The following is a 15,855-nucleotide window of genomic DNA, read 5'->3' as shown; positions in this document are numbered from 1 at the left end:
TCGTCACGAGGCCAGGCCAAATCAGCCGGCAATTTCGGCAAGCAGATTGACCAGTTCGGTGGGCCGTGAAAAGAACGGCGAATGGCTGGACGCGAGCGTATGCCGTATCGTCGCATTGCCCATGGCATGATCCACGGCGGCAATCATATAGTCCTGTCCAGTAATCGGAATGGCGCGGTCCTCAGTACACCGAATATAGTGGCGTTTGACCGTTCCGAATCGCCCCGGCGTCACAGCCGACGGATACGTGACGGTTGCAACCGGCTCGTCGCAGTGCAGACGAGCAACCACATCGGCCAGATCCGCATCGGCAAGATCTTCGTAGAACGCAGCTTTGAGCCTGCCTCGATAGACAGGATCCTCCGCGCCGGAATTCAGCCTCAGCGCCCCGACCTCGGCGGGATTGGCCACGAACAAGGTGAGCACCAGGGACTCGACCATCGTCTCGTGCTCGATCATGGCGAGCGGCGGCATACCCGGCGGCAACAGGAACGCGGTAAGGTAAACAACGGCCTCCACCAGTTCCGGCGCGGTCTCCACGACATCCGAGATCGTAGCGCCGCCCATCGAGTGCCCAACGAGGATCACCGGTCGACCGGCGGACTTGAGCACTTCCACAACAGCGCGGGTGCGCTCCTCCTGTGTCACACCGGCATTGGGCGACGGTTCCGCGGCGAAAGCGGCTGCATCGAACGGTTTCCTGGAACAGGACATAGGCGTCCTCGCCTTCGCGCCGGCACCAGGCAGGTCGACCGCATGCACGGGAAATCCGCGGGCCGCGAGGCCTGGTAACACATCGCGCCACGTTCCGGCATCGTGCCAGAAGCCGTGAACGAAGACGAAAGCCGGGAGGTCTGGGGACATGCGCGTTTTCCCTTATGGTTGGCGTGGTATTTCCGAGCAGCATAGAGGGCTTGGCTCCGTCGCTGTAGTGACCAGCACCGAAAATCCATGACCCATAGCGAAACACGCATTCTTCACGTCTCGACTGCCGGCATTCCGGCTGCTGAACGGTTTGCCTGGTGGCGGCAAGCCGTGTGTACCGTCTACGCCGGGATCGAACCTGAACCACCGGGCGAGCCATCGTTCGACGGGTGTTTCGAAACGCTCTCGTTCGACCATGCGAGTATTGGCAGAATCACCGCCCCAGGTCATAGCGCGCGCCGGGATGCTGCCGCTTTGAGCAGGATTCCTGACGACAGCGTGTTTATCAATTACTGCGAAAGCAGTGACTACATCGTCGAGGATCGCCTCGGGAAGTCCGTCATTCCCAGACGTACGCCCAGGCTGCACGACAACGCGGCGAGCTTCGCCGTGCATTTCCCAGAACGGCGCCGCATGACGTTGAACTCGCTTCGTTTGCCCCGGAGCGCGTTCGGTGGGGTTCCATCTTTCGCGGCCCTGAACTCCGCGCTCGAAATGTCGCCATTGGGGCGGCTGATCGGCGAACAGTTTCAACTGGTGTGCCAGGCGATGCATCTGGGCCAGCCCCGGGCCGCGGCTGCCCTCGGGCGTTCGCTCGAAGCGCTGGTCCTGACGTTAGCGCAGGAAAGTCATCGATCTCGTCCGGCCCTAGAGGCACCCCGGACGGCACTCGAACACCTGAAGAACTACGCCGGGGAGCGACTCTCCGATCCCGGCTTGTCGGCGGCGACGGTGGCCGAGGCGTTTCATTGCACCAGTCGCACGATCCAGCACCGGTTCGCAAATGCCGACGAAACGTTTTCCGCGTGGCTTCTGGAGGAGCGACTACTCAAGGCACGTTCGATGCTGCGCGAACCGCAGCACATTTTGCGCAGCGTAGAGTGGATCGGCTACCAATGCGGTTTTGCTTCGGCTGCACACTTCCACAGGGCGTTCAAGGCACGCTTCGGCCTCACCCCGGGACGCACACGGACTCTTGTGCCTGCCCCTTCCGATTAAATGAATGCCGGATCGCATGCCGCCCTACCATACAAATATTTCCGAATAATGTGTGGGCGGCGGCACATCGAATATAGCGCCGAAATCCACTCAAGCTTTAATGCCGCCTATCGAATAGATCGCATCGCCAACCGGCCGGCATCGACAAATGCGTAGACGGAAATCCACTCTTTCGAGACGCAATGCACCATCGTCGATCAAAATATTTGCGAGAATGGCGTCGAACTGACGCAGGCGAATCACCATTAGTTCATCTTCTGCCTCAATCAGAGGGCTGAAAATCCAGCAGGTTGTTCACAGCCGGGACGAGGACGGAGCTTGGCGAGCGATCGCTCGACGCACACCGGGCAGGTCAATTCACGGCTTTTCTGATCTAAAAACTTAGATGTGCTTGATGAATTGCGCGGATTACGCATTCTTGCCCCGCCAATGGTGAGAATTTTATTTCACGCTGTTTCTATCTGATTTGCATACGCCAAAACACACGATTTTAAAGAGAAACCCGGGAACGAGAAGCCATGAAAAACACATTGATCGGGGTTGCATGTCTGACATCGCTTTTATTGTCAGCCTGTTCAGACATGCAGATGGGCGCCACGTCGGCCAAGACCACGGCAACCGGTTCTGCCGGCGGCGAGACGTCGCAGAATGCGAACGCGGGGTTGCAACATTGTTCAGCGTCGCTAGGTACGGTCTCGATCGTCGAGGATACGTCTGCACCGTGGTACGGCATGCTGACGGGCCAATACCAGTTGGGCAGCACGGTTCCCGTTCTCAAGCTGCTCGTGCAGCAGTCGAACTGCTTCGTCGTGGTCGACCGTGGTCGTGGGCTCGACGCCGCGATGCAGGAGCGCGCGCTGAACGACTCGGGCGAGCTGCGCAGCACGTCCAAGATGCATAAAGGCCAGATGGTGGCCGCTGACTACACGATCAGCCCCAGCATCACTTTCAGCAACAGAAATGCAGGCGGCGGCGCGGCAGGCCTACTCGCTTTCGTGCCGGTTGTCGGTGGTGCGCTCGCCGGCGTAGCGGGCACGATGAAAACGCAGGAAGCTTCGACCCTGCTGACGCTGGTCGATAATCGCAGCAGCGTGCAACTCGCTGCCGCGGAGGGATCTGCGAAAAACATCGACTACGGCATGCTTGCCGGCCTCGGCATGGCCGGTGGCGGCGGTGCCGGTGCGGGTGCAGGCGGTGCTTACGCCAACACCGCCCAAGGCAAGGTCATTGTCGCGGCCTTTACCGACTCCCTCAACAATTTGATCAACGCAGTCAAGCAATACAAAGCGCAAAGCGTCAAGGGCGGGCTCGGAACCGGCGGCACTCTGCAGGTCAACTGAACTCCACCGAGAAACTTGAGGCGGCCGCTGCAGACCAGAGGCAAGCGGCCGCCGCAACGCATCAGATCCAAACGCTCGCGCTAACGAAGCTGCACCCGAGGCGCGTGCCGCACGCACTCGATGACACACCGTCCGGCTACTCCGGCCACCGCATTAAGGATTTCCCGACAATCGCATCGGTAAAGCCCGAGTCATTTTTCCGGCGTTTTCTGATTTAGTTACCCGGCACCCTTGTCGTTATATAGATCACGCAAAGTGCGTAGAAACAGTGATGCGATAAGCCGAGACTCGGCGCGGCGTCACGCGGTTCGCAATATCGTTCGACATCCTTCGAATGTCGATATGACTTATTGGAAATGCCGCCGGCAAACGCCTCGGCAATTTTTTCCAGTCAAGCTCCCGCTTTAATTATTCCGGCAGGAACAGCCAAATCTCGAAGGCCACTCTTGAGGAATCGCTTTGGAATCCCGGTCTCGACAGCCTGTCACGTACCAGTTTTCTACTTTACATGCTCCTCCCGAAGAGCGCTTCGACGCATGGGCTGCGGACTGCGGCAGTTTTGCGGAACTGTATCGAGTTGATCAAAACGAAGCGTCGTTTGATCTGGAGTCGCACGTGACTGTTCTTGGGCCATTCGCATTCCCAAAGAAGCGTTGGCTGAATTCCGACCATTCCGTGACGTTCGGGATGCGCCGCCCGCAACGGCGAATCCGGCGCGATGGTCTGGACTACTACTTCCTGCAGCTTCAATTGAGCGAGGCGCGTGTCGCGGTCAATCCCGATCGAAAAGCCCGTCACCTTCGCGCCGGACCGGGCGACTTGTTTCTGGTCGATGAGGCACTGCCGATGGATGTCCAGGTCACGAGCGGCGACTCGCTTTGCCTGATGATTCAACGCGACGTGATGCGCGGATCCCTGAGCCATTACCACATGAGCGTCCTGAAGAGCGGGTTGGCCGGATTCCTTGCCGATTACCTGAAGGTGCTGCATGACCGCCTGCGGGATATCGACGCTTCCGATGCGCCACGCCTCATAGACGCGACAACGGCGGTGCTGCGCGCCTGCCTGCAAACCCATCCAGACGCGATTGCCGAAGCCAGGACTGAACTCGACGAATTGATGATTCGACGCGTCAAGCGCTACATCGACGACAACCTCTTCGACCCGAATCTAAACGTCGATCGAATCTGCAAGGCGGTCGGGATCGCGCGCTCATCGCTCTATCAGCTATTCGAATCGGCGGGGGGTATCGCCCGCACGGTTCGACACAGGCGGCTGCGCCACGCCCATGACGTCCTGGCCAGCACGAACGCCTCGCGCGTATCGATCGCCCAGGTCGCATGGCGTCACGGCTTCGAAGACGCCAAACACTTCAGCCGTTGCTTCAAGGAACAGTTCGGCTACACGCCGAGCGAAGCACGTGAAGCGCGCCTGTATGGGAACCCCCGTGCCGTCCACGACGATGCGCAGCCGGTTCATGCGGCTGGCCGGAGCAACTGGATGAATGCATTTGTCGACCACACGTAGCGCATCAAGTGTGTAGGTAATCATAAAACTTCCGTTTGGAAGACTGATGATTACCTACACAGCCGCAACCAGCACCACGCGAACCTTGAACGGCGGAAGGCAGATGGAGTCGAACCATCCTGGGAACGGCTGACGTCCCCAACCAGGTTTGAAGCCTGGCCGTACCACCCGATACGAATGCCTTCCTCGAACGGCTTCCTTCGTACACCTTACATCCTGAAGCTACGCCAAGGGTATTGCGACGGCGCGGCATTCAGAGCACTTCGCGCAAGCGGCTGTCTGGACGCAAAACATGCCGCTCGCGGTGAAACCGAGTATATCCAACGCGGTCGAAGAACTCCAGAATCTGGATCGCGCGCTTGCGGCCCAGCCCCGTTGCGTCGCGAAACGCCGCCGCGGTGAGCGCCCCGTTCTGCTCGACCGCAGCGTTCGCCACGAGCCGTGCGAGCTCGTGCACGGCCTCGCGCTCGTAGAACAGATCGCGCACCACCTGGTACAGCTCGCCAAGCCGCGCAAGCTTGCGCAATAGCGCCCGCACGGCATCCTCGTCTTCCCGCGTTTCGCGTGCGAGATCGCGCACCCACGGCGGATCGTAACGTCCTTGTGCAAGCAACGGCCGCAAGCGCGTCGCGAGCGCGACTTCCCGCGCGTCGAGCGTCACCGCGTGCGAAGGCAGGTGCAGCCACGGCCCGCTGCGCGTCACGCGGCCTTCGTCCACCAACGCATCCGCCACCGCGCGCCACACGGCGTCCGTCACCAGGGGCGCGGCCATGCGCCTCAATCGTGCGGCGTCGGGGCCCTGCTCGTCAGGAACACGTCGATGAAACTCGCCGAGCACTTCGACGATCCGCGCCGCCATGCTCTCCCAATGCTGCCGCGCCATCACCACACCCTCGGCCCCACGGCCCGACGATGTCACCTCGATCGCGTCGTCGGGCAGCGCGAGCGCATCGGCCGCGTAACCGGTCAACTGCGTCAGCGTCGTACGCGCAATACCCCTCGGCGCCTGAGCGATCAGCGCATCGGCGCGCCCCGTGTCGAGCCAGGTCCGTAACGCGTCGAGCCATGCGTGCCGCTCCGGCGTGCGTCTGCGTCTTGCCGGCGCGAACGGATCGAGCACACGGCCGCCGCCTGCCGTGCGCGTCGCCTGCGCGTTACGTGCGATCAGACGGTCGCCCGGTAACGCGCCAAGCGGCGCATCGAACACGAGCTGCACGCGTGCGCGCTCGCCGGGCTCCAGCGTCTCGCCCTCCAGCAGCGCGACGTTCGCCACGCGGTGCGCCGTGCCGAGATGGACGTGCAGCGGCGACCAGTGATGCAGCGTCAGATCCGCATCGTCGAGCAGGCTCAGTTCGCAATCGATGCGCGTCGCGCCCTCCGCGAGCCTCGCATCGACGATCCAGTCGCCGCGCGCGATCTGCTCGCGATCGACGCCCGCGAGATTCAACGCACACCGCTGCCCCGCGTGGCCTTGCTCTGCCGCGCGGTTCTGTGCATGAATGCTGCGCACCCGCACGGGCAGTCCCGCCGGCGCCAGCATCAGCGTATCGCCCACCCGCACACGGCCCGCGAACACCGTGCCTGTCACGACTGTGCCCTGGCCCGCGAGCGTAAACACACGATCGATCGCCAGCCGGAAAAGTCCGTCGTCGCGGCGGCCCTGCCAGGCCATGGCGCGCTCGCGCAGCCAGGCGTCCAGTCTCGCGACGCCTGCGTCGCCGGCCTGCGTGGCGCGCGTTTCGAAACACGGCGCGCCAGCGAGCACCGTAGGCGCGAGCCATGCGTCGATGTCCTTGCGCACCTCGGTTAGCCGGGCGGCGTCCACGCGATCGGTCTTGGTAAGCGCAACCGCACCCTGGGTCACGCCCAACAACTGAAGAATCGCGAGATGTTCGCGCGTTTGCGGCATCACGCCGTCGTCGGCGGCAATCACAAGCAGTGCGAAATCGATGCCGCATGCCCCTGCCGCCATCGTGTGCACGAGCTTCTCGTGGCCCGGCACGTCGATGAAGCCCAGCACGTCGCCATTGGCGAGCGGCACGTAGGCGTAGCCTAGTTCGATCGAAATGCCGCGTGCCTTCTCTTCCTTGAGCCGGTCGGTGTCGACGCCCGTCAACGCGCGGATCAGCGTGGTCTTGCCGTGGTCGATGTGACCGGCCGTGCCGACGATCACAGACGCAGCTCCGCGAGTTGGCTAATGAACACGGCTTCGTCGGCGCTTTCGAGGCAGCGCAGATCGAGCCGCAGCGCGTCGTCCGCAATGCGGCCTATCACGGGGCGCGGCAGCCCGCGCAGCGCGCGCTCGAGTTTCAGCAGCGCGCGGCCGCTGCCGCTTTTGCCGGCGGCGTGGCGCACGACAAGACCGCTGCTTGGCAGCACGTCCACAGGCAGTGCGCCGCTGCCGATCTGGCTGAACATCGGCTCCACGCTCGCCGCGTAGCCTTCCCCCAGCGCACGCTGCAAGGCCGGCAGCGCGCGCTGGGCGGCCGCCTGCATCTCGGCGGCGGGACGCGTGAGCAAACGCAGCGTAGTAAGTCTTTCGCGCAGAAATTCCGGCGCCTGATAGAGCCTCAACACCGGTTCCAGTGCAGCCAGCGTGAGTTTGCCCACGCGCAGCGCGCGCTTGAGCGGATGCTTCTTGATCTTCGCGATCAATTCCTTGCGGCCGACGATCAACCCCGCCTGCGGGCCGCCCAGCAACTTGTCGCCGCTGAACGTCACGAGGTCCGCGCCCGCTTCGACGGTCGCGCGCACGGTCGGCTCGGCCGGCAGGCCCCATTGCGTGAGATCGGTCAGCGTGCCGCTACCCAGATCGACCGCCACGGGAAGACCGCGCGCATGGGCCAGCGGCGCCAGTTCGTCGAGCTCGACGCTCTTCGTGAAGCCGCTGATCGCATAGTTGCTGCAGTGAACCTTCATGAGCAGCGCGGTACGCGGATCGATCGCCGCTTCGTAGTCCTTCAGATGCGTGCGATTAGTCGTGCCCACCTCGCGCAGGCGCGCGCCCGCGCGGCTCATGATGTCGGGAATGCGGAACGCGCCGCCGATCTCGACCAGCTCGCCGCGCGAGACGATCACTTCCTTGCGCGCGGCGAGCGCCGAGAGCGCGAGCAGCACGGCCGCCGCATTGTTGTTCACGACCGTCGCGGCCTCGGCGCCGGTCAGCTCGCAGATCAATTCGTCGATCAGGTCGTCGCGGTCGCCGCGCTTGCCCGTTGCGAGATCGAACTCCAGATTCGCCGGTTGCGTGAGCGCCTGCACGACGGCGCGAACCGATTCGTCGGGTAGCAGCGCACGGCCGAGATTCGTATGCAGCACCGTGCCCGTGAGGTTGAATACGGTACGCAACCGGCCTTGCGCGCGGACGGCCAGCGCGCGCGCCACGTTATCGATCACGCGTTCGAGCGGGAACGGTTCGTCGTCGCTCGTCGCGATCGCCAGCGTGCCGGCTTGCGCTTCATGCCGCCATTGGTCCAGCGTGGCGCGGATCGCCGCCAGTACCTGCGTGCGCCCGTATTCGGCGATCAGCGGCTGCGCCGGCACGGAAGCGATCACGCGCTCGACGGCCGGCATCCTCGCCAGCAAGGCATTGAGCGTGCGCGCGTCACGCTCCGTTTCGTGTCCCACGGTTTCGCTCATCGCGGCTACGCTCATCTACTGGTCGGCAGGCACTTCGGGCCACAGCAGCGGATTCGGACTCGCGCGACGGTAGCCCGCGTCGCTCATCAGCAAGTCGAGCGTCAGGCTCGCGAGATCGTCGGCGAGCGGCTCGAAGTCGAAGTCCTTCTCCTGATAGCCGATCTTGCGGTAGGTGTGGCACTCGTCGCACGATTCGGCCTTGAGTGCGGGGTTGCCGCCGTCGATGCCGTGGTACGCGATGCCTTTGGTCGAATCGCAGTTCGTGCACTTCACGCGCACCCCATGCGTTTCGGTCCCGCACAGGCTGCACTGCGTGTAGCGATAGCCCTGGTACGCGCCGCCCACCCTCACGATGCTCGCCACGGGCGGCACGCCGCACACGGGACACAGGCCCGGCGCATCGACGTAAGGCACGTCCCGCGCGTCGATCCGGCTCGCCAGGTCGGTCCACACCACCTGCAGAGCGGCCATGATGAAGGGGGCCGTGGCAGGCGCGACTTCCGTGTAGCGTTGCGCGAGCAGCGCATCGGCTTGCCCGTCGAGTTCCGCATCGCTCATCGCGCGCAGCGTATCGAGCACCTTCGCGAGTGCGGGCGTCACGGCGCCCGCCGCCTCCACGTGGTCAACGAGGCGCCGCAACACGTCGCGCCACTGCGGCCACTGCGAATCGCGCTCGCCCGCAAGCGCGGGCAGGATCGGCATGCAATGGCGCCGCGCATGCTCGATGGCCTCGCGCTCCGGCATCCGCGCGCTCATGCATTCGAGCGCCTGCTGCTGCGCGTCGACCAGTACCGCCATGAGCCGCACATAGCCGCCGATGGGGTTGTGCTCCGCGAGCTTGCGCAGGCGCGCGGCGCGCGCGGCGAAATGCGCCGCACGCTCGGGCAGGCGGATGCGTGGAATTGCGGAGGGATCGAGCGCCTGGATCTCGCCGGGGTCAAGTATGCGTTGCGTCACGACCTGGTTTCTCCGAAAACGAAAAAGCCGCCGCGCCCTGCCGGGCCGGCGGCTTGCCGGAACGCACGGGGCCTCGTTGCGAGCGCCCTCGCGCAGTCTCTGCGCTACTTGATGCTCTCGCGGAACCAGCGCGGATGATGCTTCCTCGCCCAGCCCCATGTGACCGTGCCGCGCGTCATCGCACCGATCGAGCCTTTCACCCACAACGCCGCGTAGATATGCACGACGATGCTGACGATCAGGACGAACGCTGCGGCTGCATGCACGACTGCCGCGAGGCGGACCACTTCGATCGGAAAATAGAAAGAAAAGTAGCGCCGCCAGATCACGATGCCGCTCGCGAGCAACAGCACGAGACAAGCCACCAGCGTGAAGAATAGCAGCTTCTGCCCCGCATTGTATTTGCCGATCTCGGGCAGCTTGTCCTCGCGATTGTGCAGCACGTCGTCGATCTGCTTGAGCCATTGCACATCGTTGCGGTCCAGATAATTGTGATGCCAGAAACGCAGCACGAGAATCAGGAACGACACGAACATCACGATGCCGATGAACGGATGCAGGATACGCGTCCACTGGCCGCCGCCGAACAGCGCGGAAAGCCAGAACATGGCCGGATGAAACATCGCGAGACCGGAAAGCGCGAGCAGCACGAAGCTGATTGCGGTGATCCAGTGATTGGTGCGCTCGTTCGGGGTATAGCGCTCGATCAGCCGGGGCTCATCGTCTTTACGGTCGCTCATTGTCGCGCTCCTCGGGTTCGCCCTTGATGCGGCGCGCTTCGTCGACCGCGGCCGCTTCGTCCTCGGCACTCACTTCGTTCGGGCCGATCCGCGTGTAGTGGAAAAAGCCCGCCAGCGCGGCGAGCGCAATGCCCGCCAGCGCGAGCGGCTTGGCCACGCCCTTCCAGAGCCGCACGAACGGGCTGATGCGCGGGTTGTCGGGCAGACCGTGATAGAGCGAAGGCTGGTCGGCGTGGTGCAGCACGTACATCACGTGTGTGCCGCTCACGCCCGGCGGGTCGTAAAGACCCGCGTTCTCGAAGCCGCGCTCCTTCAGATCCACGATGCGCTCCGCCGCATGCTGCTTCATGTCCTCCTTGGTGCCGAACACGATGGCCCCCGTAGGACAGGTCTTCACGCAGGCCGGCTCCTGCCCCACGGCCACGCGATCCGAGCAGAGCGTGCACTTGTAGACGCGATGGTCCTTCTTCGAAAGCCGCGGGATATTGAACGGGCAGCCGGCAATACAGTAGCCGCAGCCAATGCAGTTCTCCTCATGGAAGTCGACGATGCCGTTCGTGTACTGCACGATCGCGCCCGGCGAGGGACAGGCCTTGAGGCAGCCGGGATCTTCGCAGTGCATGCAGCCGTCCTTGCGGATCAGCCATTCGAGGTTGCCGTTCGGGTTCTCGTACTCCGTGTAGCGCATCACGGTCCACGAATGCTCGGTGAGATCCATCGGGTTGTCGTAGACCCCGTGGTTCACGCCGATCTCGTCGCGCAGGTCGTTCCACTCCATGCAGGCTGTCTGGCAGGCCTTGCAGCCGATGCACTTCGTGACGTCGATGAGCTTCGCCACCGTGCCCGTGACCGGTTCGCGCACGCCCGGCGGCGGCGTGGTGGTCGCGGAAAGGCGCTTGATGTCAAGCGATTGCAGTGCCATGTCTCGCGCCCCCTTATGCCTTTTCGACCTTCACGAGGAACGACTTGAACTCGGGCGTCTGCGAATTGCCGTCGCCTACCGGCGGCGTCAGCGTATTCGTCAGATATCCCGGCTTTGTCAGCCCCGTGAAGCCCCAGTGCAGCGGCACGCCCACCGTATGCACCTTCCTGCCTTCGATCGTGAGCGGCTTGATGCGCTTCGTGACCACCGCCACTGCGATCAGGTAGCCGCGGTTGCTCGACACCTTCACGCGCCCGCCGTCGACCACGCCCACTTCACTCGCGAGCTCCTCGCCGATCTCCACGAACTGCTGCGGCTGGATGATCGAATTCAGGCGCGCGTGCTTGGTCCAGAAGTGGAAATGCTCCGTGATGCGATAGGTGGTGGCGACGTGCGGGAACGACTGCGCCGTGCCGAACGTTGCGCGGTCGTCGGGGAACACGCGCGCGGCGGGGTTGCTCGTCGCCTGCGGGTTGTTCGGATGGAACGGGTTGTAGCCGAGCGGATTCTCGAATGGTTCGTAGTGCTCGGGGAATGGCCCCTCGTTCATCTGGTCGCGCGCGAAAAACCGCGCCACCCCCTCCGGATTCATGATGAACGGCCCCATGCCCAGATCGGGCGCTTCGTCCACTTTGTAGTCGGGGATGTCGGCGCCGGTCCATGCCGCACCGTTCCAGCCGATCAGCTTGCGGGTGGGGTCGAAGGGCTTGCCCGCCGTATCGCACGAAGCGCGGTTATAGAGCACGCGCCGGTTCGCGGGCCATGCCCATGCCCAGTTCAATGTCTGCCCAATGCCCGTGGGGTCCGAGTTGTCGCGCCGGCCCATCTGGTTGCCCGCCTGGGTCCACGCGCCGCAGAAGATCCAGCAGCCGCTCGCCGTCGTGCCGTCGTCCTTCAACTGCGCGAAGCCCGAAAGCTGCTCGCCCTTCTTCACGAGCACCTTCGTGGGATCCTTCGCATCGGTCTGGTCTGCGAGAGACTTGCCGTTGTATTCCATCGCCAGCTCTTCCGGCGTCGGGCTCGCGGGATCCGAGTAGGGCCAGCTCAGCTTGAGGATCGGGTCGGGGCATTTGCCGCCGTCTTTCTGGTACGCGGCGCGAATGCGCAGGAACAGGCCCGACATGATCTCGAGATCGCTCCTCGCCTCGTAGGGGGCCTCCGTGCCCTTCCAGTGCCACTGCAGCACGCGGCTGGAACTCACGAGCGAACCGTTTTCCTCCGCAAAGCACGTGGTAGGCAGACGGAACACTTCGGTCTGGATCGAAGCCGTATCGACGTCGTTGTAGTCGCCGTACTTGTTCCAGAACACCGACGTTTCCGTCTCCAGCGGGTCCATGATGACGAGCCACTTCAGCTTGCCGAGCGCGGCCAGCGTCTTGGCCTTGTCCGGCGCCGAGGCGATCACGTTGAAGCCCTGGCAGATATAGCCCGTGAGCTTGCCCTGATTCATGAGCTCGATGGTCTGCAGCAGGTCGTAGGGCTTGTCGAGCTTCGGCAGCCAGTCGTAGCCCCAGTTGTTGTCCTTCGTCGCGTTGTCGCCCCACCACGACTTCATGAAGCTCACGAAGAAGGCGCCGTAATGCTGCCAATAGCTGAGCTGGTTCGGCCGCATCGGCTGCGAGGCGCGCTTCTTGATGTAGCCGTCGTAATCCTGCTCGGCTTCGTTCGGCAACGTCATGTAGCCGGTCAGCAGGTTCGACATCAAGCCGAGGTCGGTGAGCCCCTGGATGTTCGAGTGGCCGCGCAGCGCGTTCATGCCGCCGCCCGCAATGCCGATGTTGCCGAGCAGCAGCTGTACCATGGCGCCGGTGCGGATCATCTGCGAGCCGACCGAGTGATGCGTCCAGCCGAGCGCGTACATGATGGTGCCCGCGCGCCCCGGTACGGCCGTACTGGCCAGCATTTCGCACACCTTGAAGAATTTTTCCTTAGGCGTGCCGCAGACCTTCTCCACCATCTCGGGCGTATAGCGCGAGTAGTGCTGCTTGAGCAGGTTGTAGACGCAGCGCGGATTCTGCAGCGTGGCGTCGGTCTTCACGAAACCGTCGTCGCCGATCTCGTAATCCCACGACGACTTGTCGGGATACGCATGCTTTTGCGGATCGTAGCCCGAGTAGATGCCGTCGTTGAACGCGAAATCGTCGCGCACGATGAACGAGAAGTCCGTGTAGTTCTGCACGTACTCGTGCTGGATCTTGTCGTTCGCGAGCAGGTAATTGATGACCCCGCCCAGGAACGCGATGTCCGTGCCGGTACGGATCGGCGCATAGAAGTCCGCCACCGAAGCGGTGCGCGTGAAGCGCGGATCGACCACGATGAGGCGCGCCTTGCGGTGCGCCTTCGCCTCCGTGACCCACTTGAAGCCGCACGGGTGCGCCTCGGCCGCATTGCCGCCCATCACCAGAATCACGTCCGCATTGCGAATGTCGACCCAATGGTTCGTCATCGCACCACGGCCAAACGTCGGGGCAAGACCTGCCACCGTCGGGCCGTGTCAGACACGCGCCTGGTTGTCGAATGCGAGCAGGCCCATGCTGCGGGCCACTTTGTGCGTGAGATACCCCACCTCGTTGCTGGCCGCCGAAGCGGCGAGCATGCCCACGGAGAGCCAGCGGTTGACGGTCTTGCCGTCCTCCGTCTTCTCGAGGAAATTCGCGTCGCGATCCTCTTTCAGCCGCTTCGCGATGCCGTCGAGCGCCTCGTCCCACGAGATGCGTTTCCACTCGTTCGATCCCGCCGCCCGGTACTCGGGGTACTTGAGACGGTTCGGACTATGGATGAAGTCGATCAGGCTCGCCCCTTTCGGGCAGAGCGTGCCGCGGTTGACCGGATGATCGGGATCGCCCTCGATGTGGATGATGCTGGCCGTGGCGTTCTTCGCGCCGTCGCCGAGCCCATACATGAGGATCCCGCAGCCGACCGAGCAATACGGGCAGGTGTTGCGGGTTTCGGTAGTACGCGCCAGTTTGTATTGTCGAACCTCGGCAAGCGCGTTGTCGGGCGCGAAGCCCATCAACGCGAGGCTGGAACCCGCCAGCGACGTTGCCGTGACCTTGAGAAACTGGCGCCGGGACATTTGCAGCATGATGTGCGTCCTCGGCCTGTCGAGTTGTGGGTGATTTTCAGTATAGGCGGATTTCAGCGACGGATCACGGAAGCTGCACAGAGACACAGCAAAAGCGCGCCCGGGAGCCGCGCTTGCTATATTGAAAGCTGAACGGGCATGCGGAACGGACATCATGGCAACGCTCTCCACCGAACGACTGCAATCCGCCGCACGCAAAGAAGCGTCGTGGGTTGTCGGCGCCTTCCGGCAGTTCTTCAACGACCGCTGCCCGGCGCTCGCCGCGGGCATCGCGTTCTATTCCGCGTTTTCGCTTGCGCCAACGCTCGTCATGGTGATCGCCGTGGCCGGCTGGTTCTTCGGCGACGATACCGCGCGCGGCGATCTGTTCCGCCAGGTGCACAGCGTCCTCGGGAGCGAGGCCGCCGCCGGCGTCACGACCATCGTGGAGAATGCGCACCGCGCGGGCAAGGCGGGCGGCATCGCCACGCTCATCTCGCTCTCCATGCTCGTGGTCGGCGCTTCGGCAACGTTTTCATCGATGCATTCCGCGCTCAATGTCGTCTGGCCGCCGGAAGTGAAGCGGGCCTCCAGCGTGCTCGCGCTCGTGCGGGTACGGCTGGTTTCGTTTTCGCTCGTGCTCGGCGTCGCGTTCCTGCTGATCGTCTCGCTCGTGCTCGACACGGCCATCACCTTCGTCGGCCAGTGGCTCTGGGGCTATACGCCCTATGTGATCATCGGAAACCTGCTGCAGTTTGCGGTCGGGCTGATCGTGCTGTCCGTCGCGTTCGCGGCGCTGCTGCGTTTTTTGCCCGACGCCGACGTGCTCTGGCGCGACGCGCTGGCAGGCGGCGGCCTTGCCGCGCTGCTGTTCCTCGCGGGCAAGAAACTCTTCGCGCTCTACCTTGCCCACGCGGGCATGGCCACGACGTTCGGCGCCGCCGGTTCGCTCGCCGTGCTGCTGATGTGGCTGTACTTTTCCGCCGCCGTGCTGCTGCTTGGCGCCGAGTTCTCCGCGGCGCGCGGCCGGCTGCACGATCCGCGCGGCGCATGGGGTTTCCTCGAGGAAACTCCGCCCGGCAGTCGCGCCAAGCTCGCCTCGGTGCTGGCCGCTTCGACTATCGTCAAGCCGCATGAGAACGCCGCCGCAATCCACGGCGCGCAGTCCGCGCCGATCGGAAACCCGATTGCGGCGGCCGGCGAAGTGCCTCTATATGCCGCTGCCTCGGCCGCCGTGCACGACGACGCACCGCACGCCGGCGCACCGCTGCGCGCCATGGCGCAGGCCAGCGCCCGGGGCGGCGTGTTCGGGCGCCGCCCCGGCGCTGTTTTGCAGATTGGCCGCTCCGTTGTGCGGATGGAAGACGGCGCGACCCGTGCCGCCGCGCAGACGCTGGTTCGCGCGGGACGCACGGTCGTTGCCGCGGATCGCTACGTCAAGCGTCATCCGTGGAGCGCGGCGTTGCTTGCGGCCGGCGCGGCCATCGCAATGACGGCTGCCGCGGCACATCGCAATGGCGCCGGCGAGAACACCGATGCGGACGCAACGGACCCCGAAAGCCGGCAGGAAAGCTAACAAATACCTGACTTATTATCTTCAAAAATAACAATAATTGAAAGCCGCAATCAAATCTGACAAACCCGGATTCCGTTCATCAATTCCCCACCTGACAATGCATTGATGAAATCGTCAGCTTTTTGCCACAATCGAAACTTTTCATTTCTTTCAATTTATACAACTGC

At 63.6% G+C, this 15,855-nt stretch carries 12 protein-coding genes and 1 tRNA gene; 4 read left to right on the top strand and 9 right to left on the bottom strand.

Annotation, left to right across the window (positions count from 1 at the left end; genetic code table 11):
* Positions 1 to 21 precede the first annotated feature (21 nt).
* A complete protein-coding gene (locus BAC01S_RS05640) occupies positions 22 to 864 on the bottom strand; it encodes an alpha/beta fold hydrolase (protein WP_027793880.1) in 843 nt (280 codons plus the stop codon).
* Between the two features lie 87 nt (positions 865 to 951).
* Here BAC01S_RS05640 and BAC01S_RS05635 point away from each other — a divergent pair, with 87 nt between their 5' ends.
* A complete protein-coding gene (locus BAC01S_RS05635; RefSeq protein WP_027793879.1) occupies positions 952 to 1,923 on the top strand; it encodes a helix-turn-helix transcriptional regulator in 972 nt (323 codons plus the stop codon).
* Between the two features lie 90 nt (positions 1,924 to 2,013).
* On the opposite strand, the gene BAC01S_RS34430 is transcribed toward BAC01S_RS05635, so the two are convergent.
* Positions 2,014 to 2,169, bottom strand: a complete 156-nt coding sequence (locus BAC01S_RS34430) for a hypothetical protein (RefSeq protein WP_156954326.1) — start codon at positions 2,167 to 2,169, stop codon at positions 2,014 to 2,016.
* 272 nt (positions 2,170 to 2,441) lie between these two features.
* Here BAC01S_RS34430 and BAC01S_RS05630 point away from each other — a divergent pair, with 272 nt between their 5' ends.
* Both BAC01S_RS05630 and BAC01S_RS05620 read left to right on the top strand, forming a co-directional pair.
* Complete coding sequence (locus tag BAC01S_RS05630) at positions 2,442 to 3,263, top strand: CsgG/HfaB family protein (protein WP_027793878.1); 822 nt, start codon at positions 2,442 to 2,444, stop codon at positions 3,261 to 3,263.
* A 459-nt stretch (positions 3,264 to 3,722) separates the two neighbouring features.
* The gene (locus BAC01S_RS05620) at positions 3,723 to 4,790 is read left to right on the top strand and encodes a helix-turn-helix domain-containing protein (RefSeq protein ID WP_156954325.1); all 1,068 of its coding nucleotides are present in this window, start codon (positions 3,723 to 3,725) and stop codon (positions 4,788 to 4,790) included.
* A gap of 93 nt (positions 4,791 to 4,883) precedes the next feature.
* Here the strand turns inward: BAC01S_RS05620 and BAC01S_RS34425 are convergent.
* The 7 genes from BAC01S_RS34425 to fdnG form a co-directional block, all read right to left on the bottom strand.
* Positions 4,884 to 4,976: transfer RNA gene (locus BAC01S_RS34425), tRNA-Sec, on the bottom strand.
* Positions 4,977 to 5,043: 67 nt separating this feature from the next.
* Positions 5,044 to 6,963 carry a selenocysteine-specific translation elongation factor gene (gene selB / locus BAC01S_RS05615; protein ID WP_027793875.1) on the bottom strand — a complete coding sequence of 640 codons (1,920 nt, stop codon included), beginning with the start codon at positions 6,961 to 6,963 and terminating at the stop codon, positions 5,044 to 5,046.
* A complete protein-coding gene (gene selA, locus BAC01S_RS05610) occupies positions 6,960 to 8,429 on the bottom strand; it encodes an L-seryl-tRNA(Sec) selenium transferase (protein WP_043201444.1) in 1,470 nt (489 codons plus the stop codon). Before selA ends, selB begins: the two co-directional genes overlap by 4 nt.
* A gap of 15 nt (positions 8,430 to 8,444) precedes the next feature.
* Positions 8,445 to 9,386 carry a formate dehydrogenase accessory protein FdhE gene (gene fdhE, locus BAC01S_RS05605; RefSeq protein WP_027793873.1) on the bottom strand — a complete coding sequence of 314 codons (942 nt, stop codon included), beginning with the start codon at positions 9,384 to 9,386 and terminating at the stop codon, positions 8,445 to 8,447.
* A 104-nt stretch (positions 9,387 to 9,490) separates the two neighbouring features.
* A complete protein-coding gene (locus tag BAC01S_RS05600; RefSeq protein ID WP_027793872.1) occupies positions 9,491 to 10,126 on the bottom strand; it encodes a formate dehydrogenase subunit gamma in 636 nt (211 codons plus the stop codon).
* Positions 10,113 to 11,048, bottom strand: coding sequence for a formate dehydrogenase subunit beta (fdxH, locus tag BAC01S_RS05595; protein WP_027793871.1), 936 nt, complete (start codon positions 11,046 to 11,048; stop codon positions 10,113 to 10,115). Before fdxH ends, BAC01S_RS05600 begins: the two co-directional genes overlap by 14 nt.
* A 13-nt stretch (positions 11,049 to 11,061) precedes the next feature.
* Positions 11,062 to 14,133, bottom strand: a complete 3,072-nt coding sequence (gene fdnG / locus BAC01S_RS05590; protein ID WP_156954323.1) for a formate dehydrogenase-N subunit alpha — start codon at positions 14,131 to 14,133, stop codon at positions 11,062 to 11,064.
* Positions 14,134 to 14,287: 154 nt separating this feature from the next.
* Between fdnG and BAC01S_RS05580 the strand changes: the two genes are divergently transcribed.
* A complete protein-coding gene (locus BAC01S_RS05580; RefSeq protein WP_027793868.1) occupies positions 14,288 to 15,688 on the top strand; it encodes a YihY/virulence factor BrkB family protein in 1,401 nt (466 codons plus the stop codon).
* The last annotated feature ends 167 nt before the right edge of the window (positions 15,689 to 15,855 follow it).

This window comes from Paraburkholderia acidipaludis NBRC 101816 (genome assembly GCF_000684975.1).
Lineage (GTDB): Bacteria > Pseudomonadota > Gammaproteobacteria > Burkholderiales > Burkholderiaceae > Paraburkholderia > Paraburkholderia acidipaludis.
The sequence above is the reverse complement of the archived record's forward strand: the minus strand, read 5'-3'. Positions and strand labels throughout refer to the sequence as shown.